The sequence below is a fragment of the Streptomyces sp. NPDC056144 genome, assembly GCF_042264145.1.
Taxonomy (GTDB): Bacteria; Actinomycetota; Actinomycetes; order Streptomycetales; family Streptomycetaceae; genus Streptomyces.
In genome coordinates this window covers 68727-91271 of the sequence record NZ_JBHJVF010000010.1, presented here as the reverse complement: position 1 = coordinate 91271, position 22545 = coordinate 68727, and the positions used below count along the sequence as shown (strand labels likewise).

The 22545-nt window shown below is 72.6% G+C and carries 22 protein-coding genes; 11 read left to right on the top strand and 11 right to left on the bottom strand.

Translation table 11 applies throughout. The annotated features are described in order from the left end of the window. Nucleotides 1-39: 39 nt before the first annotated feature. Both ACFC0Z_RS26600 and ACFC0Z_RS26595 read left to right on the top strand, forming a co-directional pair. Complete coding sequence (locus ACFC0Z_RS26600) at nucleotides 40-705, top strand: class F sortase (protein WP_376443130.1); 666 nt, start codon at nucleotides 40-42, stop codon at nucleotides 703-705. Between the two features lie 34 nt (nucleotides 706-739). Further along, nucleotides 740-1402: a PH domain-containing protein gene (locus tag ACFC0Z_RS26595; protein WP_376442753.1), complete on the top strand. Its 663-nt coding sequence runs from the start codon at nucleotides 740-742 to the stop codon at nucleotides 1400-1402. 86 nt (nucleotides 1403-1488) lie between these two features. Here the strand turns inward: ACFC0Z_RS26595 and ACFC0Z_RS26590 are convergent, their stop codons facing one another. The 3 genes from ACFC0Z_RS26590 to ACFC0Z_RS26580 all read right to left on the bottom strand — a co-directional run bounded on the left by ACFC0Z_RS26590 (nucleotide 1489) and on the right by ACFC0Z_RS26580 (nucleotide 4894). Next, complete coding sequence (locus ACFC0Z_RS26590) at nucleotides 1489-3141, bottom strand: phospho-sugar mutase (RefSeq protein WP_376442750.1); 1653 nt, start codon at nucleotides 3139-3141, stop codon at nucleotides 1489-1491. A gap of 342 nt (nucleotides 3142-3483) precedes the next feature. Next, nucleotides 3484-4287, bottom strand: a complete 804-nt coding sequence (locus ACFC0Z_RS26585; protein ID WP_376442747.1) for a purine-nucleoside phosphorylase — start codon at nucleotides 4285-4287, stop codon at nucleotides 3484-3486. Between the two features lie 169 nt (nucleotides 4288-4456). Further along, nucleotides 4457-4894, bottom strand: a complete 438-nt coding sequence (locus ACFC0Z_RS26580; RefSeq protein WP_317874135.1) for a gamma-glutamylcyclotransferase — start codon at nucleotides 4892-4894, stop codon at nucleotides 4457-4459. Between the two features lie 239 nt (nucleotides 4895-5133). Here ACFC0Z_RS26580 and ACFC0Z_RS26575 point away from each other — a divergent pair, with 239 nt between their 5' ends. Both ACFC0Z_RS26575 and ACFC0Z_RS26570 read left to right on the top strand, forming a co-directional pair. Continuing rightward, complete coding sequence (locus ACFC0Z_RS26575; protein ID WP_376442743.1) at nucleotides 5134-6573, top strand: NAD(P)H-quinone dehydrogenase; 1440 nt, start codon at nucleotides 5134-5136, stop codon at nucleotides 6571-6573. Nucleotides 6574-6798: 225 nt separating this feature from the next. Next, nucleotides 6799-7725, top strand: coding sequence for a DeoR/GlpR family DNA-binding transcription regulator (locus ACFC0Z_RS26570; protein ID WP_376443128.1), 927 nt, complete (start codon nucleotides 6799-6801; stop codon nucleotides 7723-7725). 60 nt (nucleotides 7726-7785) lie between these two features. On the opposite strand, the gene ACFC0Z_RS26565 is transcribed toward ACFC0Z_RS26570, so the two are convergent. Together ACFC0Z_RS26565 and ACFC0Z_RS26560 are read right to left on the bottom strand one after the other, a co-directional pair. After that, nucleotides 7786-8331 (bottom strand): helix-turn-helix domain-containing protein, encoded by a 546-nt coding sequence (locus tag ACFC0Z_RS26565; protein ID WP_360808709.1) that lies wholly within the window; start codon nucleotides 8329-8331, stop codon nucleotides 7786-7788. A 104-nt stretch (nucleotides 8332-8435) separates the two neighbouring features. After that, nucleotides 8436-10190 carry an acetyl/propionyl/methylcrotonyl-CoA carboxylase subunit alpha gene (locus ACFC0Z_RS26560; protein ID WP_376442740.1) on the bottom strand — a complete coding sequence of 585 codons (1755 nt, stop codon included), beginning with the start codon at nucleotides 10188-10190 and terminating at the stop codon, nucleotides 8436-8438. A gap of 364 nt (nucleotides 10191-10554) precedes the next feature. Here ACFC0Z_RS26560 and ACFC0Z_RS26555 point away from each other — a divergent pair, with 364 nt between their 5' ends. Next, a complete protein-coding gene (locus ACFC0Z_RS26555) occupies nucleotides 10555-11040 on the top strand; it encodes a hypothetical protein (RefSeq protein WP_376442737.1) in 486 nt (161 codons plus the stop codon). A gap of 3 nt (nucleotides 11041-11043) precedes the next feature. Here the strand turns inward: ACFC0Z_RS26555 and ACFC0Z_RS26550 are convergent, their stop codons facing one another. From ACFC0Z_RS26550 to ACFC0Z_RS26535, 4 genes are all read right to left on the bottom strand, one after another. Continuing rightward, the gene (locus ACFC0Z_RS26550) at nucleotides 11044-11649 is read right to left on the bottom strand and encodes a nucleoside triphosphate pyrophosphatase (RefSeq protein ID WP_376442734.1); all 606 of its coding nucleotides are present in this window, start codon (nucleotides 11647-11649) and stop codon (nucleotides 11044-11046) included. A 75-nt stretch (nucleotides 11650-11724) separates the two neighbouring features. Beyond that, nucleotides 11725-11853 (bottom strand): morphogenic membrane protein MmpB, encoded by a 129-nt coding sequence (mmpB, locus tag ACFC0Z_RS26545; RefSeq protein WP_360808717.1) that lies wholly within the window; start codon nucleotides 11851-11853, stop codon nucleotides 11725-11727. Nucleotides 11854-11969: 116 nt separating this feature from the next. Next, nucleotides 11970-12182: an acyl-CoA carboxylase subunit epsilon gene (locus tag ACFC0Z_RS26540; protein ID WP_376442730.1), complete on the bottom strand. Its 213-nt coding sequence runs from the start codon at nucleotides 12180-12182 to the stop codon at nucleotides 11970-11972. A 32-nt stretch (nucleotides 12183-12214) separates the two neighbouring features. Then, on the bottom strand, nucleotides 12215-13807 hold the full coding sequence (locus ACFC0Z_RS26535; protein WP_376442727.1) for an acyl-CoA carboxylase subunit beta: 1593 nt from the start codon (nucleotides 13805-13807) through the stop codon (nucleotides 12215-12217). Nucleotides 13808-13941: 134 nt separating this feature from the next. On the opposite strand from ACFC0Z_RS26535, the gene ACFC0Z_RS26530 reads away from it, so the two are divergent. The 5 genes from ACFC0Z_RS26530 (at nucleotide 13942) to ACFC0Z_RS26510 (ending at nucleotide 18729) form a co-directional block, all read left to right on the top strand. Further along, complete coding sequence (locus tag ACFC0Z_RS26530) at nucleotides 13942-14796, top strand: biotin--[acetyl-CoA-carboxylase] ligase (protein ID WP_376442724.1); 855 nt, start codon at nucleotides 13942-13944, stop codon at nucleotides 14794-14796. A gap of 201 nt (nucleotides 14797-14997) precedes the next feature. Then, nucleotides 14998-16167 (top strand): adenylate/guanylate cyclase domain-containing protein, encoded by a 1170-nt coding sequence (locus tag ACFC0Z_RS26525; RefSeq protein ID WP_376442721.1) that lies wholly within the window; start codon nucleotides 14998-15000, stop codon nucleotides 16165-16167. An 88-nt stretch (nucleotides 16168-16255) separates the two neighbouring features. Beyond that, nucleotides 16256-17050: an enoyl-CoA hydratase/isomerase family protein gene (locus ACFC0Z_RS26520; protein WP_376442718.1), complete on the top strand. Its 795-nt coding sequence runs from the start codon at nucleotides 16256-16258 to the stop codon at nucleotides 17048-17050. 112 nt (nucleotides 17051-17162) lie between these two features. Continuing rightward, nucleotides 17163-18323 carry a diguanylate cyclase domain-containing protein gene (locus ACFC0Z_RS26515; RefSeq protein ID WP_376442715.1) on the top strand — a complete coding sequence of 387 codons (1161 nt, stop codon included), beginning with the start codon at nucleotides 17163-17165 and terminating at the stop codon, nucleotides 18321-18323. Between the two features lie 52 nt (nucleotides 18324-18375). Continuing rightward, the gene (locus ACFC0Z_RS26510) at nucleotides 18376-18729 is read left to right on the top strand and encodes a DUF3052 family protein (RefSeq protein ID WP_376442712.1); all 354 of its coding nucleotides are present in this window, start codon (nucleotides 18376-18378) and stop codon (nucleotides 18727-18729) included. Here ACFC0Z_RS26510 and ACFC0Z_RS26505 read toward each other — a convergent pair. Continuing rightward, nucleotides 18707-20080: a cytochrome P450 gene (locus ACFC0Z_RS26505; RefSeq protein ID WP_376442710.1), complete on the bottom strand. Its 1374-nt coding sequence runs from the start codon at nucleotides 20078-20080 to the stop codon at nucleotides 18707-18709. The two genes, ACFC0Z_RS26510 and ACFC0Z_RS26505, sit on opposite strands and share 23 nt — an antisense overlap. Nucleotides 20081-20188: 108 nt before the next feature. Continuing rightward, nucleotides 20189-20674, bottom strand: coding sequence for a TrmO family methyltransferase (locus ACFC0Z_RS26500; RefSeq protein WP_376442707.1), 486 nt, complete (start codon nucleotides 20672-20674; stop codon nucleotides 20189-20191). Nucleotides 20675-20993: 319 nt separating this feature from the next. Here ACFC0Z_RS26500 and hutH point away from each other — a divergent pair, with 319 nt between their 5' ends. Then, nucleotides 20994-22541 (top strand): histidine ammonia-lyase, encoded by a 1548-nt coding sequence (gene hutH / locus ACFC0Z_RS26495; RefSeq protein WP_376442704.1) that lies wholly within the window; start codon nucleotides 20994-20996, stop codon nucleotides 22539-22541. The last annotated feature ends 4 nt before the right edge of the window (nucleotides 22542-22545 follow it).

The following is a 22545-nucleotide window of genomic DNA, read 5'->3' as shown; positions in this document are numbered from 1 at the left end:
CGCCCCCGGCCACACCCCGTACCGCCGTCCGGAGCCGTCATGCAGACCCGCACCCGTACCCGTAACCGCGCTCGTACCCGTACCGCCGCAGCCCTCCTCCTCGCGCTCGTCGCCCTCACCGGCTGCTCCGCCGGCGCCACCGCCCCGGCCACCGCCCCCACCCCCGGCACGCCCCTCCCCGCCCGGGTCTCCGAGGCCGCCGTCCCGGCGCCGACGAAGAGCACGGCCCCCGTCGCCCCGCTGGGCCGCTCCCTGCCCGTACGGGTCGCGCTGCCCTCCGCCGGGGTCGACACCGGGCCGATCCTGAGTCTCGGGCTCAACGCCGACGGCACCGTCGAGGTGCCCTCGGTCGCGGACGCCGACCGCGTCGGCTGGTACGAGAAGGGCGTCACGCCCGGCCAGACCGGCCCCGCGGTCCTCATCGGCCACTTCGACACCGCGCGCGGCCCGGCCGTCCTCAGGAACGTCTCCCGCGTCCGCGTCGGCGACGAGATCACCGTGACACGCGCGGACGGCAAGGCCGCCGTCTTCCGGGTCAGGGAGCTCGAACAGGTGGACAAGAAGACCTTCCCCACCGCCAAGGTGTACGGCGACACCACCCGCCCTGAGCTGCGGATCATCACCTGCGGCGGAGAGCTCGTCGACGGCCACCGGCCCGACAACATCATCCTGTACGCGGACCTCGTGGCCACGCGGGCCGCCTGAGCCGCCGACGGCGCCCTGAGGCACAATCGGCGGCATGACGACCCCCGAGCCCGGCTCCGAGCCGACCCCCGATCGGCCGACGGCCGAACAGCCCTACGCCGACCGAGTCTTCCGCTCGCCCCTCGGGATCGCGAGCGGGATCTTCCTCGTGCTCCTCGCGGCCGGGTTCGCCGGTGACGCCATGATCCGGGGCAAGGGCAACGCGCCCTGGGTCGCGCTCGCCGGGTTCGTCCTCGCCGTGCCGCTGATCGTCGCCTTCACGATCCGCCCGGCGGTGTACGTGAACAACCAGCGGCTCCGGATCCGCAACCCGTTCCGTTCGATCGCGCTCCCCTGGGGCACGGTCGCGGACGTCCGCGCCGGGTACTCCAGCGAGGTCTTCACCCAGAGCGGCGCCAAGTTCCAGCTGTGGGCGATCCCCGTCTCGCTGCGCCAGCGCAAGAAGGCCGCCCGCAAGGCCGCCCGCGCCTCGCAGGACGACCCCCACGGCCGTACCTCCACCACCGCCGACGTCAAGGACAGCGGCTCGCGGACCGCTCCCGCCGACCAGACCATCGCCGACCTGCGCGAACTCGCCGAGCGCCACGGGCGCGACCCCGAGGCGCAGGGGGAGCCGCAGGTGCGCTGGGCGTACGAGATCATCGCCCCGGCCGCGGCCGGGCTGCTGCTGCTCGTGATCCTGATCGCGATCGGCTGACCCGCGTACGGACAGCCGAGGGACACACGTGAGAGGGCCGGTACGGAAGCTTCCGTACCGGCCCTCTCACATGGTGCGCGGCGGGGTCAGAGCCCCGCGGCCGCGCTCAGATCGCGCTTGATCGCGCCGAGGAGCTCCGCGCCCTTCGCGCGCGCGGGCGCCAGCCCGCTCGCGTCGGCGACCGGGACGACGACCTCCAGGTAGCACTTGAGCTTGGGCTCGGTGCCGCTCGGACGGACGATCACCCGGGCCTTGTAGTCGCCCTCCAGGTGGTAGCGCAGGCCGTCCGTGGGCGGCAGCGACTCCGTGCCCTTCGTGAGGTCCTCGGCCGAGACGACCGTGAGGCCCGCGAGGGAGACCGGCGGGCGCTCGCGCAGCGCCGCCATCGCGTTCGCGATGACGCTCAGGTCCTCGACGCGCACCGACAGCTGGTCGGTGGCGTGCAGGCCGTGGGCCACGGCGAGGTCGTCGAGCAGGTCGAGCAGCGTACGGTCCTGCTCCTTGAGGACCGAGGCCAGCTCGGCGACGAGCAGCGCCGCCGTGATGCCGTCCTTGTCGCGGACGCCCTCGGGGTCGACGCAGTAGCCGAGCGCCTCCTCGTAGCCGTACCGCAGACCGTCGACGCGGGCGATCCACTTGAAGCCGGTCAGCGTCTCCTCGTACCCGACACCGGCCGCCTCGGCGATCCGGCCGAGCAGCGAGGACGAGACGATCGACTCGGCGAAGACGCCCGTGGCGCCCTTGTGCACGAGGTGCGCGGCGAGCAGCGCGCCGACCTCGTCGCCGCGGAGCATGCGCCAGCCGCCCTCGACGGAGGCGTCGGGCACGGCCACGGCGCAGCGGTCGGCGTCGGGGTCGTTGGCGATGACGATGTCCGGGTCCACGGCCCTGGCCGCCTCGAAGGCGAGGTCCATGGCACCCGGCTCCTCCGGGTTCGGGAAGGCGACCGTCGGGAACGCCGGGTCCGGGTCCGCCTGCTCGGCGACGAGCGCGGGCGGCGGGAAGCCGGCGCGGGCGAAGGCGGCCGTCAGGACGTCCTTGCCGACGCCGTGCATGGCCGTGTAGACGGTCCGGACGGTACGGGGGGAGTCGGCGGTCAGGACGGCGTCCGTACGGGCCAGGTAGGCGTCCAGGACCTCGTCGCCGAGGGTCTCCCAGCCGTCCGCCGGGCGCGGGACGTCGTTCAGCGAGCGGACCGCGTCGATCTCGGCGGCGATCTCCGCGTCGGCGGGCGGCACGATCTGCGAGCCGTCGCCGAGATAGACCTTGTAGCCGTTGTCACGCGGCGGGTTGTGGCTCGCGGTGACCTCGACGCCGGCGACGGCACCCAGGTGCCTTATGGCGTACGCGAGGACGGGCGTCGGGAGCGGGCGGGGGAGGAGCGCGGCGCGCAGGCCCGCGCCGGTCATCACGGCGGCGGTGTCGCGGGCGAAGTCCGCGGACTTGTAGCGGGCGTCGTAGCCGATGACGACGAGGCCGCCGTCCTGACCCTTCGCCTTGAGGTACGCGGCCAGGCCCGCGGCGGCGCGGATGACGACCGAGCGGTTCATCCGCATCGGCCCGGCGCCGATCTCGCCGCGGAGACCGGCGGTGCCGAACTGGAGCGTGCCGCTGAAACGGGCGGCGAGCTCGTCGGTCGCGCCGGCGTCGATCAGCGCGGCGAGTTCCTCGCGGGTCTCCGGGTCGGGGTCCTCGGCGAGCCAGGCGTTGGCCCGGGTGAGGAGGTCGTCCTGCGTCACGGTGTGCCTTTCGGGGCGGCGGCGGGTGGGGTGGTGCGGGTCGGTGGCCGCTGCGCGGAGCTGTTCCCCACCCCGCCCCTTCCCGAAACCAGGGGCTCCGCCCCCGGACCCCCGCGCCTCAAACGCCGGCGGGGCTGGATTTTCCGCCCTGCGGGCGGAAACTCAGTCCGCCCGGCGCTTGGGGGCACGGCCGCAGGCCGGTACGGGGTCCGGGGCGGAGCCCCGGGGCTTCTCAGCCCGTCCGGCGTCTGAGGACCGGGGTCCGGGGCGCAGCCCCGGTTTCGGGAAGGGGCGGGGTGGGGGAGGAGGCCCCGCGCAGCGGCCCCTGCCTGAGCCGGAGGCTCAGATACGGTCCAGGACGCGCGTCAGCAGCTCGCCCATGCGCGCCGCCGAGTCCTTGCCCGCCTGCAGGACCTCTTCGTGGTTGAGCGGCTCGCCCGAGAGCCCCGCGGCGAGGTTGGTGACGAGCGAGATGCCCAGGACCTCGGCCCCGGCCTCACGCGCGGCGATGGCCTCCAGGACCGTGGACATGCCGACGAGGTCGCCGCCCATGACGCGGACCATGTTGATCTCGGCCGGGGTCTCGTAGTGCGGGCCGGGGAACTGGACGTACACGCCCTCCTCCAGCGTCTCGTCGACCTCCTTGCACAGCGCGCGCAGCCGCGGCGAGTACAGGTCGGTGAGGTCGACGAAGTTCGCGCCGACGATCGGCGAGGCCGCCGTCAGGTTGAGGTGGTCGCTGATGAGGACCGGCTGGCCGGGGCGCATGCCCTCGCGGAGGCCGCCGCAGCCGTTGGTGAGGACGACCGTCTTGCAGCCCGCGGCGACGGCGGTGCGGACGCCGTGGACGACGGAGGCGACGCCGCGGCCCTCGTAGTAGTGGGTGCGGCCGAGGAAGACCAGCGCGCGCTTCTCGCCGATCTTGTACGAGCGGACCTTGCCGCCGTGGCCCTCGACGGCCGGCGGCGGGAAGCCGGGGAGCTCCGTGACCGGGAACTCGGCCTCGGGGGCGCCGAGCGCGTCGACGGCGGGCGCCCAGCCCGAGCCCATGACCAGGACGACGTCGTGGTTCTCGACTCCGGTCAGCTCGCGAAGACGGGCGGCAGCGGCCTCGGCGGCCTCGTACGGGGTGGCAGTTGCGTTCACTGTCTCTCTCGCCTCGGGGAGGGGGGTCCGAGGGGAGCCCCGGACGGATTTGTTACGCGCAGAAGCGTAGCCGGAGAATTCCTACGCGCGTAGATGACGATGATGACGGACATGCGATCGTTGTCTTGTCGTTTCCGACGAAGAGGCGGGCCGCGCCCGCCCGGCCGGATCAACAGGGACGCTTGCGCAACTCCATCACGTAGTCGTGCGGCGCGCCCGCCGACTCGGCCGCGTCCGCGACCTCGCCCAGGTACCGCGCGGACGGCAGCCCGCCCTCGTACGCGTTGAGCACGTACACCCAGGCCGGCTCCTCGCCGTCGAGGGTGTGCACGCGCACCCGCATCCGCCGGTAGATGTCGAGGCCGACGCCCTCCCAGCGGTCCATGGACTCCTCGTCCATCGGCGCGATGTCGTACAGCGCCACGAAGACCTGGGAACGGGGGGCCTCCACGATGGTGGCCAGCGCGCCCTCCCAGCCCATCTGCTCGCCGCCGAAGGTCAGCCGCCAGCCGTTCAGCCAGCCGGTGCCGCGCAGCGGGGAGTGCGGTGCGCGGCGGCTCATCAGCCGTGCGTCGAGGTTGCCGGCGAAAGCGGCGTAGAGCGACATGGGACCGAGGGTACGGGAGGGGGCGGGGTGTCCGGCGAACTCCGAGGTGGCGACGGCGGGGAGGGGCCGGACGCGCCCCGCGCGGGGGCCTCCGGCGCGCCAATCCGCCCCCGGCGCGTGGCCGCGCCGGTCGTGCGGGAGAATGGGGTACGCACTTGAAGCGTGCGGGACAATGGCGTACGCACTGCACCCAGGCGGGGTGACCCCCCAGCAGAACGAGACGCGAGGCGTAGATCCCAGTGACCCGGATCGTGATCATCGGTGGCGGACCCGGCGGATACGAGGCGGCCCTGGTGGGCGCCCAACTCGGCGCGGAGGTGACCGTCGTCGACTGCGACGGTCTCGGCGGCGCGTCGGTCCTGACCGACTGCGTGCCCTCGAAGACGCTGATCGCCACGGCGGAGGTGATGACCACCTTCGACTCCTCCTACGAGGAGCTCGGCATCATCGTCGCGGACGACACGCCGCACATCGAGCAGGCCGCCCGCGTCGTCGGCGTCGACCTCGGCAAGGTCAACCGACGGGTGAAGCGCCTCGCGCTCGCCCAGTCCCACGACATCACCGCCTCCGTCACCCGCGCCGGCGCCCGCGTCCTGCGCGGCCGCGGTCGGCTCTCCGGCCGCCAGGCCGTGGACGGCTCGCGCCAGGTGATCGTGACCGCGGCCGACGGCACCGAGGAGACCCTCACCGCCGACGCCGTGCTCATCGCGACCGGCGCCCACCCGCGCGAGGTCCCCGACGCCAAGCCCGACGGCGAGCGGATCCTCAACTGGACCCAGGTCTACGACCTCAAGGAGCTCCCCGAGGAGCTCATCGTGGTCGGTTCCGGTGTCACCGGCGCCGAGTTCGCCGGCGCCTACCAGGCCCTCGGCTCCCGCGTCACCCTCGTCTCCAGCCGTGACCGCGTGCTGCCCGGCGAGGACCCGGACGCCGCCGCCGTCCTGGAGGACGTCTTCCGCCGCCGGGGCATGAACGTGATGGCCCGCTCCCGCGCCGAGTCCGCCAAGCGGGTCGGCGACCGCGTCGAGGTCACCCTCGCCGACGGCCGGGTCATCTCCGGCACCCACTGCCTCATGGCGGTCGGCGCCATCCCGAACTCCGCGGGCATGGGCCTGGAGGAGGCGGGGGTCAAGCTGAAGGACTCCGGCCACATCTGGACCGACAAGGTCTCCCGTACGAGCGCCCCGGGCGTGTACGCGGCGGGTGACGTCACCGGCGTCTTCGCGCTCGCCTCGGTCGCCGCCATGCAGGGCCGTATCGCGATGTACCACTTCCTCGGCGACGCGGTGGCCCCGCTCAACCTGAAGACGGTCTCCTCGAACGTCTTCACCGACCCCGAGATCGCCACCGTCGGCTACACCCAGGCCGACGTGGACGCGGGCAAGATCGACGCCAAGGTCGTCAAGCTGCCGCTGCTCCGCAACCCCCGCGCGAAGATGCAGGGCATCCGGGACGGCTTCGTGAAGATCTTCTGCCGCCCCGGCACCGGGATCGTGGTCGGCGGCTGTGTCGTCGCCCCGAAGGCGAGCGAACTGATTCACCCGATCTCGATCGCGGTCGACAACAATCTGACGGTCGAGCAGATCGCAAATGCTTTCACCGTGTACCCCTCCCTGTCGGGCTCGATCGCCGAAGTGGCACGACAGTTGCACACCCGAAAGTCGGCGGGCGAGGTCTAGCACCCCGCTCCGGCACCGGTCCCGCCTGCGGGAACGGTTCGCCGACTCGGACAACCCCCGGCAAGACCGGGCATAAAACGATCAATGACGGGACCTCCCATAGCACTTGGAGGTCCCGTCTGTGCGCATCTTCTGCAATTCGGCGCATAGTGCTGAAAACTATCGCCAGCTCACGTTACTGTCAGTTTCGTGTTCGCTGCAGAACGTCGCCAGTTGATCCTCGAAATGGTGCGAGCCAATGGGGCCGTGTCGCTCCGCGAGCTCGCCCGCGTCGTCCAGACCTCGGAAGTGACCGTACGGAGAGACGTACGGGCGCTGGAGGCAGAAGGACTCCTCGACCGCCGCCACGGCGGTGCGGTGTTGCCGGGTGGATTCACGCGAGAATCCGGCTTCCCGCAGAAATCCCATCTCGCCACCGCGGAGAAGACGGCCATCGCCGACGTCGCCGCGAGCCTCGTCGAAGAGGGCGAGGCCATCGTCGTCGGCGCCGGGACGACCACGCAGGAGCTGGCCCGCCGGCTCGCCCGCGTGCCCGGACTGACCGTGGTCACCAACTCCCTGCTCGTCGCCCAGGCCCTCGCGCACGCCAACCGCGTCGAGGTCGTCATGACCGGCGGCACCCTGCGCGGCTCCAACTACGCCCTCGTGGGCAGCGGGGCCGAGCAGTCCCTCCAGGGGCTCCGGGTCTCCCGGGCGTTCCTCTCCGGGAGCGGGCTCACCGCCGAGCGCGGGCTCTCCACGTCCAACATGCTCTCCGCGAGCGTGGACCGGGCCCTCGTGCAGGCGGCGGCGGAGGTCGTGGTCCTCGCCGACCACACCAAGCTCGGCTCCGACACGATGTTCCAGACGGTGCCGACGGACGTCATCACCCGCCTGGTCACCGACGAGCCCCCCGCCCACGACGAGCGGGCCGCCTCCGAGCTCCAGGCCCTCGCCGACCAGGGGGTGCAGATCGCCGTCGCCGGTACGGGAGCGGGGCCCGGCGCGGCAGGCGGCGAGCCGCTCCCGCCGGGCGTGCGGCACCGCCGCGACATGCCGCTCCCCGTCCAGCGCGGACGTCTGGCGGGTGGTCAGTTCCGCGGCCCCGGCGGCGGGATGGCGGCGGAGACGCTGGAGCGCACGGCCCGCGTCGCGGACATGCGCCGCCGCTGACGGGACCCGAGGGGCCCTTTCCTCCCAGGGGCCCCTGGTCGCGCGGCACCCGCTCCCCGGTCAGTCCTTGATGCCCCGGAGCGTCAGGGCCAGCAGCCGGTCCGCCAACTCGCCGTCCTCCGGGCACTGTTCCGCCGCGAGCGCGATGGCGTTCGTGAGCTGCATCAGATCGCCGATCGACACGTCGGCACGCACCGCGCCCGCCTCCTGAGCGCGCCCGAGCAGCGTCTCGCCCGCCGCGCGGAGCGGCTCGCTGCACGAGGCCAGCGCCGAACTCCGGTCGGACGACGCGCACATCAGCGCGTGCGCGAGGCCCCGGTACTCGCCCGCGTGGGCGACGAGGGCGCGCAGCCACTCCACGAGCGCCCGGCACGGCTCCTCCGCGCCCGCGAGCTCGCGCGAGCGCCGCAGGAGCGCCTCCAGGGCCTCCTGGAAGACGGCACCGAGCAGATCCGCCCGTGTGGGGAAGTGCCGGTAGAGCGTCCCGATCCCCAGACCGGCCCGGCGGGCGACCTCCTCCAGGGGCGCGTCCGCGCCCAGTTCGGCGAAGGCGGCCCTGGCCTCGGTGAGAAGCCGCTCGTGGTTGCGGCGCGCGTCGGCTCGCATGGCGTCGGGTCCCGGGCCTCTCTCGACTGTCGACGGAGGTCGACGAAGGGCCCGCAGGCGGCTGCCTGCGGGCCCTCGTACCGTACGTTCTACGGCGCCGTGCGTCAGTCCTTGATGTCGCAGATGACCGCGCCGGAGGTGACGGACGCGCCGACCTCCGCGCTCAGGCCCTTGACGGTGCCGGAGCGGTGGGCGTTCAGCGGCTGCTCCATCTTCATGGCCTCCAGGACGACGATGAGGTCGCCCTCCTTGACCTCCTGGCCCTCCTCGACCGCGACCTTGACGATCGTGCCCTGCATCGGGGAGGCGAGGGTGTCGCCGGAGGCCGTCGGGCCGGACTTCTTGGCCGCGCGGCGCTTCGGCTTCGCGCCGGCCGCGAGACCGGTACGGGCCAGGGTCATGCCGAGCGAGGACGGCAGGGAGACCTCGAGGCGCTTGCCGCCGACCTCGACGACGATCGTCTCGCGGCCCGACTCGTCCTCCTCCGCGTCGGCACCGGCCGGCGCGAAGGGCTTGATCTCGTTGTTGAACTCGGTCTCGATCCACCGGGTGTGGACACGGAACGGGTCCGCGGTGAAGTCCGGGTCGACCACGACGGCCTGGTGGAACGGGATGGCCGTGGCCATGCCCTCGACCTTGAACTCCGCCAGCGCGCGGGCGGCACGCTGGAGCGCCTGCTCGCGGGTCGCGCCGGTCACGATCAGCTTGGCGAGGAGCGAGTCCCACGCCGGGCCGATCACCGAGCCGGACTCGACGCCCGCGTCCAGACGGACACCGGGGCCGGTCGGCGGCTGGAAGAGCGTGACCGTGCCGGGCGCCGGAAGGAAGTTCCGGCCCGGGTCCTCGCCGTTGATGCGGAACTCGAAGGAGTGGCCGCGCATGACGGGGTCGCCGTAGCCGAGCTCCTCGCCGTCGGCGATGCGGAACATCTCGCGGACCAGGTCGATGCCGGTGACCTCTTCGGTGACCGGGTGCTCGACCTGGAGGCGGGTGTTGACCTCCAGGAAGGAGATGGTGCCGTCGGCGCCGACGAGGAACTCGACGGTTCCCGCGCCGACGTAGCCGGCCTCCTTCAGGATCGCCTTCGACGCCGCGTACAGCTCGGCGTTCTGCGCCTCGCTCAGGAACGGCGCGGGCGCCTCCTCGACGAGCTTCTGGTGGCGGCGCTGGAGCGAGCAGTCACGGGTCGACACGACGACGACGTTGCCGTGCTGGTCGGCGAGGCACTGGGTCTCGACGTGACGCGGCTTGTCGAGGTAGCGCTCGACGAAGCACTCGCCGCGGCCGAAGGCCGCGACGGCCTCACGGACGGCGGAGTCGTACAGCTCCGGGACCTCTTCCAGCGTCCGGGCGACCTTCAGGCCGCGACCGCCGCCGCCGAAGGCGGCCTTGATCGCGATCGGCAGGCCGTTCTCCTCCGCGAACGCCACGACCTCGTCGGCGCCCGAGACCGGGTCCGGCGTGCCGGCGACCAGCGGGGCACCCGCGCGCTGCGCGATGTGACGGGCCGCCACCTTGTCGCCCAGGTCGCGGATGGCCTGCGGCGGCGGGCCGATCCAGGTCAGACCCGCGTCCAGGACCGCCTGCGCGAACTCGGCGTTCTCGGAAAGGAATCCGTATCCCGGGTGGACGGCGTCCGCCCCGGAGTCCTTCGCGGCCTGCAACACCTTGGCCATGTCCAGGTAACTGGTCGCCGGAGTGTCACCGCCCAGAGCGAACGCCTCATCGGCCGCCCGGACGTGCAGGGCGTCCCGGTCCGGCTCGGCGTACACGGCCACGCTGCCGATACCCGCGTCCCGGCACGCCCGGGCCACACGGACAGCGATTTCGCCTCGGTTGGCGATGAGCACCTTGCGCACGATGGCTCCCTCCTTGAAACAAGCTGAGTTTAGGGACCGCCGACACGGCCTTTCGACCCGTCCCCAGTGGTGAGCTTGCCCACACGGAGGGTGACCCCGGGCCTGCTCGGGCCGTGAATTCCCTTGTCGCACCACGGTACGCAGGGTTCCTTTACGGCACAGTAGCTCCGAGGTGTGGCGCAGGTCTCTGTTCCCTGGGTCAATCGCGATTCAAGTTTCTTTGTCGGGTCCCTACGAATGGCTCAAGGATTCTTTGCCGTGCGGTCAAGGTCAGTCTCGCGTGTGCGAACCCTTGTCCGAGGGTTTACTCGCCAGTAGCCTTCGCGCTGTCGATCGTACTGTCGGTAACAGGCGAAACCAGGGGGTGGCCGAGGTGGCCCGCAGACCGATAGCTCTCGTGACGGCCGCGGTCCTCTTCCTGGAGGCGCCCGGCATCGTCGTCATCAACGGCATCATGGCGAGCTTCGTCGAGGCCCAGTCGATGTCCCTCGACGGCATGGACCCGGGCGTGATGGCCACCGGAACCTGGGGCCTCGGCATCGCCTCCGGCCTCGCGCTCGTCCTCTGCGGCCTCGTCGCCCTCCTGGCCGGCGTCCGCGACCGCCGCCCTGGCCGCGTGGGCCGGGGCCTCCTCGTCGGCTGCGCGGTCGTCCACGGCGTCCTCGGAGCGGTCGCCGTCGGACTGCTCGGCTGGCAGGCGTTCGCGTTCCTGATGGTGGTCCTGGGGCTCCTGGTGCTCACCCTGGTGGCGTACGGGGAGCAGCAGGGGAAGCCGGACGGGAAGTCGAGCGGGACGTCGTACGGGAAAGAGAACGGCGCCTCCGAAGAGGCGCCGGCGACCACGAGCTGAGCCTCAGGCCCAGAGGTCCGTGATCCGCACGTCCAGCTTCGCCAGCAGGCGGCGCAGCAGCGGCAGCGAGAGCCCGATCACGTTGCCCGGGTCGCCGTCGATGCCGTCGATGAACGGCGCCGACCGCCCGTCCAGGGTGAACGCGCCCGCCACGTGCAGCGGTTCGCCGCTCGCCACGTACGCGGCGATCTCCTCGTCCGTCGGGTGACCGAAGCGGACGACGGTCGAGGCCGTCGCCGACTCGAAGCGCTTGGCGGCCGTGTCGTACACGCAGTGGCCGGTCTGGAGGACGCCGGTGCGGCCGCGCATGGCCTGCCAGCGGGCCGTGGCCTCCGCGGCGTCGGCCGGCTTGCCCAGGGCCTGCTTGTCGAGCTCCAGGACCGAGTCGCAGCCGATGACGAGCGCCCCGAACACCTCGGGCTTCGCGGCCACATGGGCCGCCTTGGCCTCGGCGAGGGCGAGCGCGAGCTCGGCCGGGGTCGGGGCCTTCATCTTGTCCTCGTCGACGCCGCTCACGATCACCTCGGGGGCGAGGCCGGCCTGCCGGAGCAGCCCGAGCCGGGCGGGGGAGGCGGAGGCGAGGACGACACGGCGGGGATCAGCAGTCATAGGGGCAGCGTAGCCAGTGTCGGCGCCCCTCACCGCGTACGCCCGGCGCACGTCACCGCGTACGCCCGGCGCAGGTCACCTCGTACCGGCCACGAACATCACCACGACCATCGCGAGCGCGAGGACCACGCCGCCGCGCGACAGCATCGACTGCATCTCGCGCAGGAACCGCGGCGGCTTGTTCTTCGGGTCGGACCAGAGCATGGGCTGATCCTCCCCTCGGGAGGGACCGGAACACCTGAGTACGGATACTCAACAACGTGGGGAAACGGCGAAGCCGGACCCCCCGCACATGGGGTCCGGCCTCTTCGCTTCCCGCGTCACACCGGCCAGTACGACCGGGCCCAGGCGCGCGGGCCAGGCCGGTGCCGTACCGACCGCGCGATGCGGGACGGGTCCGACCAGCCCTCGGGAGCGACCGGGCCGCCGCTCCCGGCGGACGCCGCCGCCGTGGCCGCGGCCCGGGCCTGGACCACCGCCAGTGCGGCGGCCAGCTCCTCGGGCGTCGGGTTTCCTCGTACGACCTTGATCATCGTGCTGTCCCTCCACAGGGCTCAGGACGGTCCTAGAGCGGGATGTTGCCGTGCTTCTTCGGGGGAAGGGATTCCCGCTTCGTCCGCAGCTGACGCAGGCCCTTCACGATCTGCGGGCGGGTGTCCGACGGCAGGATCACGCCGTCGATGTAGCCGCGCTCGGCCGCGATGTACGGGTTGAGCAGCGCGTCCTCGTACTCCTGCATGAGCCGTGCGCGCTCCGCTTCCTGGTCCTCCGCCTCGGCGATGGTCCGCCGGTGCAGGATGTTGACCGCGCCCTGCGCGCCCATGACGGCGATCTGCGCCGTCGGCCACGCCAGGTTGAGGTCCGCGCCCAGGTGCTTGGAGCCCATGACGTCGTACGCGCCGCCGAAGGCCTTCCGGGTGATGACCGTGATCAGCGGGACCGTCGCCTCGGCGTACGCGTAGATCAGCTTCGCGCCGCGCCGGATGATGCCGCCGTACTCCTGGTCCACGCCCGGCAGGAAGCCCGGCACGTCGACGAAGGTCAGGACCGGGATGTTGAAGGCGTCGCAGGTCCGCACGAACCGCGCGGCCTTCTCGCTCGCGTTGATGTCGAGACAGCCGGCGAACTGCATCGGCTGGTTGGCGACCACGCCCACCGGGAAGCCCTCGACCCGGCCGAAGCCGGTGAGGATGTTCGGCGCGAACAGCGACTGCGTCTCCAGGAACTCGCCCTCGTCGAGGACGTGCTCGATGACCGTGTGCATGTCGTACGGCTGGTTCGCCGAGTCCGGGATCAGCGTGTCGAGCTCGCGGTCCTCGTCCGTCGCCTCGGTCTCCGCGACCTCCGGGAAGGCGGGGGCCTCGGAGAGGTTGTTCGACGGCAGGTAGGAGAGGAGCGACTTCACGTACTCGATGGCGTCCTTCTCGTCACCCGCCATGTGGTGCGCCACGCCCGAGGTCGCGTTGTGCGTCCGGGCGCCGCCGAGCTCCTCGAAGCCCACGTCCTCGCCGGTGACCGTCTTGATGACGTCCGGGCCGGTGATGAACATGTGCGAGGTCTGGTCGACCATCACCGTGAAGTCGGTGATCGCGGGGGAGTACACCGCGCCGCCCGCGCACGGGCCGACGATCAGCGAGATCTGCGGGATCACGCCGGAGGCGTGGGTGTTGCGGCGGAAGATCTCCCCGTACATGCCGAGCGCGCTCACACCCTCCTGGATGCGGGCGCCGCCGGAGTCGTTGATGCCGATGACCGGGCAGCCGGTCTTCAGGGCGAAGTCCATCACCTTGATGATCTTCTGCCCGTACGTCTCGCCGAGCGCGCCGCCGAAGACCGTGAAGTCCTGGGAGAAGACCGCCACCGGACGGCCGTCGACCGTGCCGTAGCCCGTCACGACACCGTCGCCGTACGGACGGTTCTTCTCCAGGCCGAAGTTGGTGGAGCGGTGCCGGGCCAGCTCGTCCAGCTCGACGAAGGAGCCCTCGTCGAGCAGCAGCGCGATCCGCTCACGGGCGGTCAGCTTGCCCTTGGCGTGCTGCTTCTCGACCGCGCGTTCCGAGCCGGCGTGCGTGGCCTCGTCGACCCGGCGCCTGAGGTCCGCGATCTTGCCTGCGGTCGTGTGAATGTCGATCTCGTACTGCTCTGCCGGCTCGGACATCGGGATGCGGCTCCCTGCCTGGTCACGGGGGGTTCGTTGACTGCGAATGGGCTACTGCCCGTCTACTGACCCGTAGCGTATCGACGCGGATACGGTTCGGCACTGCGGTCTTTGCCACACCTACTCTGGCTTGCATGACGTCCTCCGATGACTTCGACCGGCCCTGGTCAGACCTCGACCGGCCCCCGCTGAACGCCGCGAACCTGCGCGGCGCGCTGGTCCGGCCCGACGGACTGTGGACCTCGCTCGACGTGGTGGCCTCCACCGGCTCCACCAACTCCGACCTGGCCGCCCGGGCCTCCGGCGACGCCGCGCTGCCCGAGGGCGCGGTCCTGGTCGCCGAGGAGCAGACCCAGGGCCGGGGCCGTCTCGACCGGACCTGGACGGCGCCCGCCCGCTCCGGCCTCTTCGTCTCCGTCCTCCTCAAGCCGGACGTGCCCGTGCACCGCTGGGGCTGGCTGCCGCTGCTCGCCGGCGTGGCCGCCGCGACCGGCCTCGCGAAGGCCGCCAAGGTCGACATCTCCCTCAAGTGGCCCAACGACCTGCTCGTTTCCGTGGACGGCGAGGAGCGCAAGACCGGCGGGATCCTCGCCGAGCGCGCCGGGGACGACGGCGTCGTCGTCGGCCTCGGCATCAACGTGAGCCTCGGCGCCGACGAACTGCCCGTCCCCACGGCCGGTTCCCTCCGCCTCGCCGGGGTCGAGTTCCCGGACCGCGACCCCTTCCTCCGGGCCGTCCTGCGCTCCCTTGAGCAGTGGTACGGGGACTGGGTGCGGGCCGGTGGCGACCCCGTGGCCTCCGGGCTCCAGGAGGCGTACGAGCTCCGCTGCGCGACCCTCGGCCGCCGCGTACGGGCCGAGCTGCCCGGCGAACGGGCGCTGGAGGGGGAGGCGGTCTCCCTCGACGGCGACGGACGCCTGGTCGTCGCCACGGAGGGCGGCGGCACCGAGGCGGTGGGGGCGGGCGACATCGTCCACCTCAGGACCTGAGCGGGTCGCCTGCCGGGACCACCGGGGCGTGAGTGACCGGCCACAGGTGTGCGCCGTGGCCGAAAAGGCTCGTTCGTTTCGCCGGAATGGCTCGCCGTTCCGGCGTGAGCCATTCCACACCTGCCGTATCGTGGAGCGCGATCCAGGCGACAGATCGGCAGGACAAGTGGGCAGGGAACGGCAACGCGCGGGAGGCGGCCGGTGACCGTCGACGACGCGAACACGGGCGACGGCTCCCAGACGCCCGAACCGCCCACACCGCCAGCCCCCGCCACGTACCCCACCCCGCACCACGAGGTCGACCACACGGCCGAGCCGACGGACGACCCGCTCGCGATCCGCCTGGAACAGCTCATCCTCGGCGCCGACCGCCGCTACACGCCGTTCCAGGCCGCCCGCACCGCCGGCGTCTCCATGGAGCTCGCCTCCCGCTTCTGGCGCGCCATGGGCTTCGCCGACATCGGCCAGGCCAAGGCGCTCACCGAGGCCGACGTCCTCGCCCTGCGGCGGCTCGCCGGTCTCGTCGAGGCCGGGCTGCTCAGCGAGCCGATGGCCGTGCAGGTCGCCCGGTCCACCGGGCAGACCACCGCCCGGTTGGCCGAATGGCAGATCGACTCCTTCCTGGAGGGCCTGACCGAGCCGCCCGAGCCCGGCATGACCCGCACCGAGGTGACGTATCCGCTCGTCGAGCTGCTCCTGCCCGAGCTGGAGGAGTTCCTCATCTACGTGTGGCGCAGGCAGCTCGCCGCCGCCACCGGCCGGGTGCTCGTGCAGGCGGCCGACGACGAGGAGATGGTCGACCGGCGGCTCGCCGTCGGCTTCGCGGACCTCGTCGGCTTCACCCGGCTCACCCGGCGCCTTGAGGAGGAGGAGCTCGGCGAGCTCGTCGAGGCCTTCGAGACGACCTGCGCCGACCTCGTCGCCGCGCACGGCGGCCGGCTCATCAAGACCCTCGGCGACGAGGTCCTCTACTGCGCCGACGACCCCGGCACGGCCGCCGAGATCGCGCTCCGGCTCATCGAGACGCTCGGCCACGACGAGACGATGCCGGCCCTGCGCGTCGGCATAGCGTTCGGCACGGTCACGACCCGCATGGGCGACGTCTTCGGCACGACCGTGAACCTCGCGAGCCGGCTCACCTCGATAGCGCCGAAGGACGCCGTCCTCGTCGACGGCGCGCTCGCCGAGGAGCTCTCGCGCACCGGCGAGGCGCCCGTCTCCGAGGCCGAGGCGGCGGAGGAGGCGGCCCGCGCGGAGAAGGAGGGGCGCCCGGTCGCCACGTACCGCTTCGCGCTCCAGCCGATGTGGCAGCGGCCGGTGCGCGGCCTCGGGGTCGTGGAGCCCTGGCTCCTGAGCCGTCGGCCCACTTAGGATCTCCGGTGAACGCCCGTTAACCACCGTTGACGGGGTCTGAGCCTGAGCCCGCATCCGGGCTGAGTCGGTCGGGAGGGTCTGCGGCATGTCCGAGCAGCGTTTTGGTGAGTTCGTGGTGGTCCGGCGAGAGGGAGCCGGGCACGTCGCCGAGCTGGTCCTCGACCGGCCCAAGGCGATGAACGCGGTCTCCTCCGAGATGGCCCGCTCGCTCGGCGCGGCCTGCGAGGCGCTCGCCGCCGACGCCTCCGTCCGCGTCACCGTCCTGACCTCCTCGAACGACAAGGCCTTCTGCGTCGGCGCCGACCTCAAGGAGCGCAACTCCTTCAGCGACGCCGACCTCGTCCGCCAGCGCCCCACCGCCCGCGCCGCGTACACCGGCGTCCTGGAGCTGCCGATGCCGACGGTCGCCGCCGTCCACGGCTTCGCCCTCGGCGGCGGCTTCGAGCTGGCGCTCGCCTGCGACGTGATCGTCGCCGACGCGACCGCCGTCGTCGGCCTGCCCGAGGTCTCCGTCGGCGTCATCCCCGGCGGCGGCGGTACGCAGCTGCTCCCGCGCCGGGTGGGCGCGGCGCGCGCGGCCGAGCTGGTCTTCACGGCGCGCCGGGTCGAGGCGGCGGAGGCCCGCGAGCTGGGCCTCGTCGACCTCCTGGAGGAGGACGCGCGGACGGGCGCCCTGGAGCTGGCCGGGCGGATCGCGGCGAACTCCCCGGTGGGCCTGCGCGCGGCGAAGCGGGCCATGCGGCTCGGGCAGGGCCTCGACCTGCGGGCGGGTCTTGAGGTCGAGGACGCGGCCTGGCGTTCGGTGGCGTTCTCGGGGGACCGGGCCGAGGGCGTGGCGGCCTTCAACGAGAAGCGGAAGCCGGAGTGGCCGGGCGTGTAGCGCCAGCCCTTGCAGGCAGTCTGGTTTGTCCTAATTTACCCATTTTCGATAAATGTCACTTTCCGTGACGTCTCGCAAGGGAAAAACGATCAAACCTACCTAAACTGGTGGAATGGGTGAGGACGTGCGGCTGCGGGCCGTAGTGGCACTGGCGCAGGCGATGGCGGCGGCGCACACTCCACGCGAGTTCTGGCGGGCCGCTGCGCTGAAGGCCTGCGAGGGACTCGACGGGAGTTTCGCCGCGCTGTCCGTCTGGGAGCGGGACCTCGGCCGGCTCAAGGTCCTCGTGAACGCCGGCGAACGGGACGCGGGCGAGGAGGAGTTCCCCGAGTCGGAGACGTACCCCGTCCACCAGTTCCCGGAGATCACCGAGTTCCTGCACGAGCGCTGGGCGGGCGGCGGCGAGCCGGACGCCTGGGTGGAGACCGCCGCGGACCGGGTCGCCACCGGCCGGGTCGCCCGGCTGCGCATCCGGGGGCGCGGCAGCTGCGTGGTCGCGCCGATCGTGCTGCACGGGCGCGCGTGGGGCGAGCTGTACGTGGCCAGGCCGACAGAGGAGAAACCTTTCTCCCGCGAGGACGCCGACTTCGCGACCGTCCTCGCGGCGGTCGTCGCCGCCGGCATCGCCCAGGCCGAACGCCTCGAAGAGGTCCGCAAACTGGCCTTCACCGACCCGCTGACCGGCCTCGCCAACCGGCGGGCCGTGGACACCCGCCTCGACGAGGCGATCGAGCGCTACCGGGCCGACGGCTCCGTCGTCAGCCTCGTGGTCTGCGACCTCAACGGTCTCAAGCGGGTCAACGACACCCACGGCCACGCCGTCGGCGACCGCCTCCTCGAACGCTTCGGCTCCGTCCTCTCCCGCTGCGCCGCGCGCCTCCCCGGCGCGCTCGCGGCCCGCCTGGGCGGCGACGAGTTCTGTCTCCTGACGGTCGGTCCGACGGCCGACGAGGTCGTCGCCGTCGCCGAGGAACTCTGCGGACGGGCGGCGGAGCTGGAGCTCGGCGAGGGCGTGGCCTGCGGGGTCGCCTCCACCGGCGACCCCATCGGCCCGCTCAGGTCGGCGCGCCGCCTCTTCCGCCTCGCGGACGCGGCCCAGTACCAGGCGAAGGCGGCCCGCTCGGTGAAACCGGTCGTGGCGGGCCGCGACGGCACGGTCATCCGCCTCGCCGACGCCCCGCCGGGCGCGAGGGACCGCCGCCGCTTCCGCGACGCGCCGACACTGGAACTGCCGCGGGCGGCACCGAGGGAAGACCCTCCGGCGGAGCCCTGAGCCTCCGCCCGCTCCGGGGGCCGTCGGCCCCGCCGGATGGCAGGATCGGAGCATGTCCGTGATCACCAAGTTGCAGATCAAGCCGGGCCAGAAGGCGATGGTCCTCGGCAAGCCCGGTGACGTCGACCTGGAGGTCGAGGACGCGTCGGACGCCGGGGCCGCCGACGCGGTCATCGTCTTCGTACGCGCCTCCGGCGACCTCGCCGAGGCCGACGTGGAGACGGCCCTCGAAGCCGCCCGCCGCGACGCCCTGTCCTGGGTGGCCTACCCGAAGGCCGGAAAGCTCGGCACGGACCTGAACCGCGACTCCCTGTCCGCCGCGCTGATCGAGCGGGGCGTCCGCCCCGTACGGCAGATCGCCGTCGACGACACGTGGTCGGCCCTCAGGTTCCGTCCGGGCGCCTGATTCCGGCGCCCTCGGCGCCCCGCGGGTGGGCGACCATGTCGAGATCGCGCACCTCAAGCGACACGGAGGCGGCGAGACGCCCCTCCCTCCCCGGGACGTGGGCGAGGCGCCAGCGCGAGGCGATCGTCGCGAGGGCCAGGGTGGTCTCGATCATGCTGAACACGTCGCCGACGCACTTGCGGGCGCCCGCCGCGAAGGGCAGGTAGGCGTGGCGCGGCGGCTGGGGCAGCGCGGGGTCCCAGCGGTCCGGGGTGAAGGCCTCGGGGTCCGGGTGGAGATCGGGCCGGTGGTGGACGATGTACGCGCTGTACGCCACGCTCGTCCCGGCCGGCAGCGCGTACCCGCCGAGCTCCGTGTCGGCGGTGACCGTCCGGGTGAGGAACCAGCCCGGCGGGCGCAGCCGCAGCGTCTCCGTGACGATCCGCTCGGTCAGGGGCAGCCGCGGAAGGTCGGCGTGGGTGGCGGGCGCCCCGTCGAGGACGGCGTCCACCTCGGCGTGCAGGCGCCGCTCGATGTCGGGGTGGCGGGCCACCAGGTCGAGCGCGGAGGCGAGCGTCGCGGCGGTGCTCTCGATCCCGGCGAGGAGGAACGAGACGACGGTGTCGTTGATCTCGGTGCCGCTCATGCCGGGACGGTCGTCCTCGGGGTCGTCGGCGGCGATCAGGGCCGAGAGGAGGTCGCCGTAGTCGGCTCCGTCGACACGGCGCTCGGCGATGATCCGCTCCACGACGGCGTGGATGCGGGCCCGGGCGGCGAGGTGCGCGCGGTTGCCGGGGGTGGGCAGCCGGTCCAGCGGCGGGACCAGGAACATGCGCTGGTAGAGGCTCTTCACGATGGTGGTGACGTCGTCGACGAGCCCGTCGTACGCGGCGGCGGGCAGGCTGCCGGAGAACAGGGTGGCGGTGACGACACGGGCGCTGATCCGCATCGTCTCGGCGGGCACGTCGAGCACCTGCCCGGGCCGCCACGCGTCGGCCGCCTCCTCCGCGCACGTCGTCATGGCCCGCGCGTACTCCGGCAGCCGTGCCTGGTGGAAGGCGGGCTGCGACAGCCGCCGCAGCCGGCGGTGGGTCTGGTGCGGGCAGGAGACCAGCCCCTCGCCGAGCACCTCGCGCAGCCGGTCGTAGAGCGGCCCGCCCTTGTCGAAGACCCGGTCGTCGACGAGAACCCGGCGGGTCAGCTCCGCGTCGCAGACCACGACCACGGGAAAGGGCCCGATCCGGATCCGCACCAACTCGCCATGCGCGGGAAGCGACTTCAGGAACCCCAGCGGCTCCCGCAGCAACGGGACGACGTGCCCGAGCAGCGGGAGGGCGCGGGGGGCGACGGGGATCGAGCGGACATCCTTCATGGCGCGCGATGCTCCCACGCCCACGACCGCAGGGCATATGCCAAAAATGGCGCGCCGAGGGAAGACCGCTCGTGTGGGTGAAGAGCCGTCCGGGGAAGCGAATCCGCCTCAGCGCTCGGAGGCGTCCCGCCAGTAGTCGGCGAGCATCTCGCCCGGCCACGACGGCTGCGTGACGGGCCCGCGCGGCATCATCTCCCCGAAGACCGCGACGAGATCCACGACCTGGGTGCCCTCGTCGGCATCGAGGTCCACCACGTGCAGGTCGCGCCCGTCGACCTTGAGCAGCCGGGGGAAGGACGTGGCGAGCCGGGCGGGACGCCGGTGGTTGTGGTGCACGAAGGTGCCGGTCGCGGGCCACGCGGGGTTGTCGCGGGGGCTGCGCGCGTGGAGCGCGACGTCGTCCGGCGAACCGAGGTTGAAGAACCAGGTGACCTGGAGGTGGGAGAACTCCTCGATGCCCTGGAGGGTTTCGACGGGGAACTCGGGGCGCAGGCGGATGACCGACTCCACGCCGCCCTTGAAGTCGTCGAGCCGCCCGGTGTGGCCTCCGATCACGTCGGCGATGACCGGAACCTCGATGGTCTGAGCGGGCACAGTCGACACTTCTTCCTTGCCGGCGACGGCAGTTGTGACGTACGGGGGCGGCCTCGGCGCGTCAGGCTACTCGCCGGAGTGCCGCCCGGGCCGCTTCCTTCACCGTGGAAGTGGAGGGGGTCACTGGGCGCCCCATGGAGCTCAGGGCCGGCGCCTTGACCGGCCCCGTCGATCGCGGGTGACGTGTCCGGGCGGCACACTGGAGGCCCGGCTGCGGGCCCCGGGGGCGTACCTCTGTTCAGTAAGGGGTGGTCGTGCCTCGGGGGCGTGACGAAATCGGCTAGTGACAGGTCGGTCTTCAATCCGTAGGGTGCTGAATATGGATATGCAGACAGTCGTCCTCGGCACGTCCGGCACGACCCCGCAGGACGTCATCGACGTCGCCCGCCACGGCGCCCGCGTCGAGCTGTCGGCCGAGGCCGTGGAGGCTCTCGCCGCCGCGCGTGCGGTGATCGACGCGCTCGCCGCCAAGCCCGAGCCCGTCTACGGGGTCTCCACCGGCTTCGGCGCGCTCGCCACCCGGCACATCAGCCACGAGCTGCGTGCCCAGCTCCAGCGCAACATCGTCCGCTCGCACGCCGCCGGCATGGGCCCGCGCGTCGAGCGCGAGGTCGTCCGCGCGCTGATGTTCCTGCGGCTCAAGACCGTCGCCTCCGGCCACACCGGCGTCCGCCCCGAGGTCGCGCAGACCATGGCCGACGTCCTCAACGCCGGCATCACCCCGGTCGTGCACGAGTACGGTTCCCTCGGCTGCTCCGGCGACCTCGCGCCGCTCTCCCACTGCGCCCTCGCCCTCATGGGCGAAGGTGACGCCGAGGGTCCCGACGGTGAGGTGAAGCCCGCCGGCGAGCTGCTCGCCGCCGCCGGCATCGCGCCCGTCGAGCTCAAGGAGAAGGAGGGCCTCGCCCTCCTCAACGGCACCGACGGCATGCTCGGCATGCTGGTCATGGCCCTCGCCGACCTCGACACCCTCTACAAGTCGGCCGACATCACCGCCGCGCTCTCCCTCGAAGCCCTCCTCGGCACCGAGAAGGTCCTCGAACCCGAGCTGCACGCGATCCGCCCGCACCCCGGCCAGTCCGCCTCCGCCGCCAACATGCTGGCCGTCCTCAAGGGCTCCGGCCTGACGGGCTACGCCCAGGCCGGCGAGGCCCCGCGCGTCCAGGACGCCTACTCGGTGCGCTGCGCCCCGCAGGTCGCCGGCGCCGGCCGCGACACCATGGCGCACGCCCTCCTCGTCGCCGAGCGCGAGCTCGCCGCCGCCGTCGACAACCCGGTCGTCCTCGCCGACGGCCAGGTCCGCTCCAACGGCAACTTCCACGGCGCCCCCGTCGCGTACGTCCTCGACTTCCTCGCGATCGCCGCCGCCGACCTCGGCTCGATCGCCGAGCGCCGCACCGACCGGCTCCTCGACAAGAACCGCTCGCACGGGCTGCCGCCCTTCCTCGCCGACGACGCCGGCGTCGACTCGGGCCTCATGATCGCCCAGTACACCCAGGCCGCCCTGGTCAGCGAGATGAAGCGGCTCGCCGTCCCGGCCTCCGCCGACTCGATCCCGTCCTCGGCGATGCAGGAGGACCACGTCTCCATGGGCTGGTCCGCCGCCCGCAAGCTCCGCATCGCGATCGGCAACCTCGCCCGGATCATCGCGGTCGAGCTGTACGCGGCCACCCGGGGCATCGAGCTCCGCGAGGGCCTCACCCCGGCCCCCGCCTCCCAGGCCGCCATCGACGCGCTGCGCGCCGCCGGCGTCGAGGGCCCCGGCCCCGACCGCTTCCTCGCGCCCGACCTGGCCGCCGCCGACACCTTCGTCCGCGAGGGCCGGCTCGTCGCCGCCGTCGAGCCCGTCACCGGGCCGCTGGCGTAAGGGC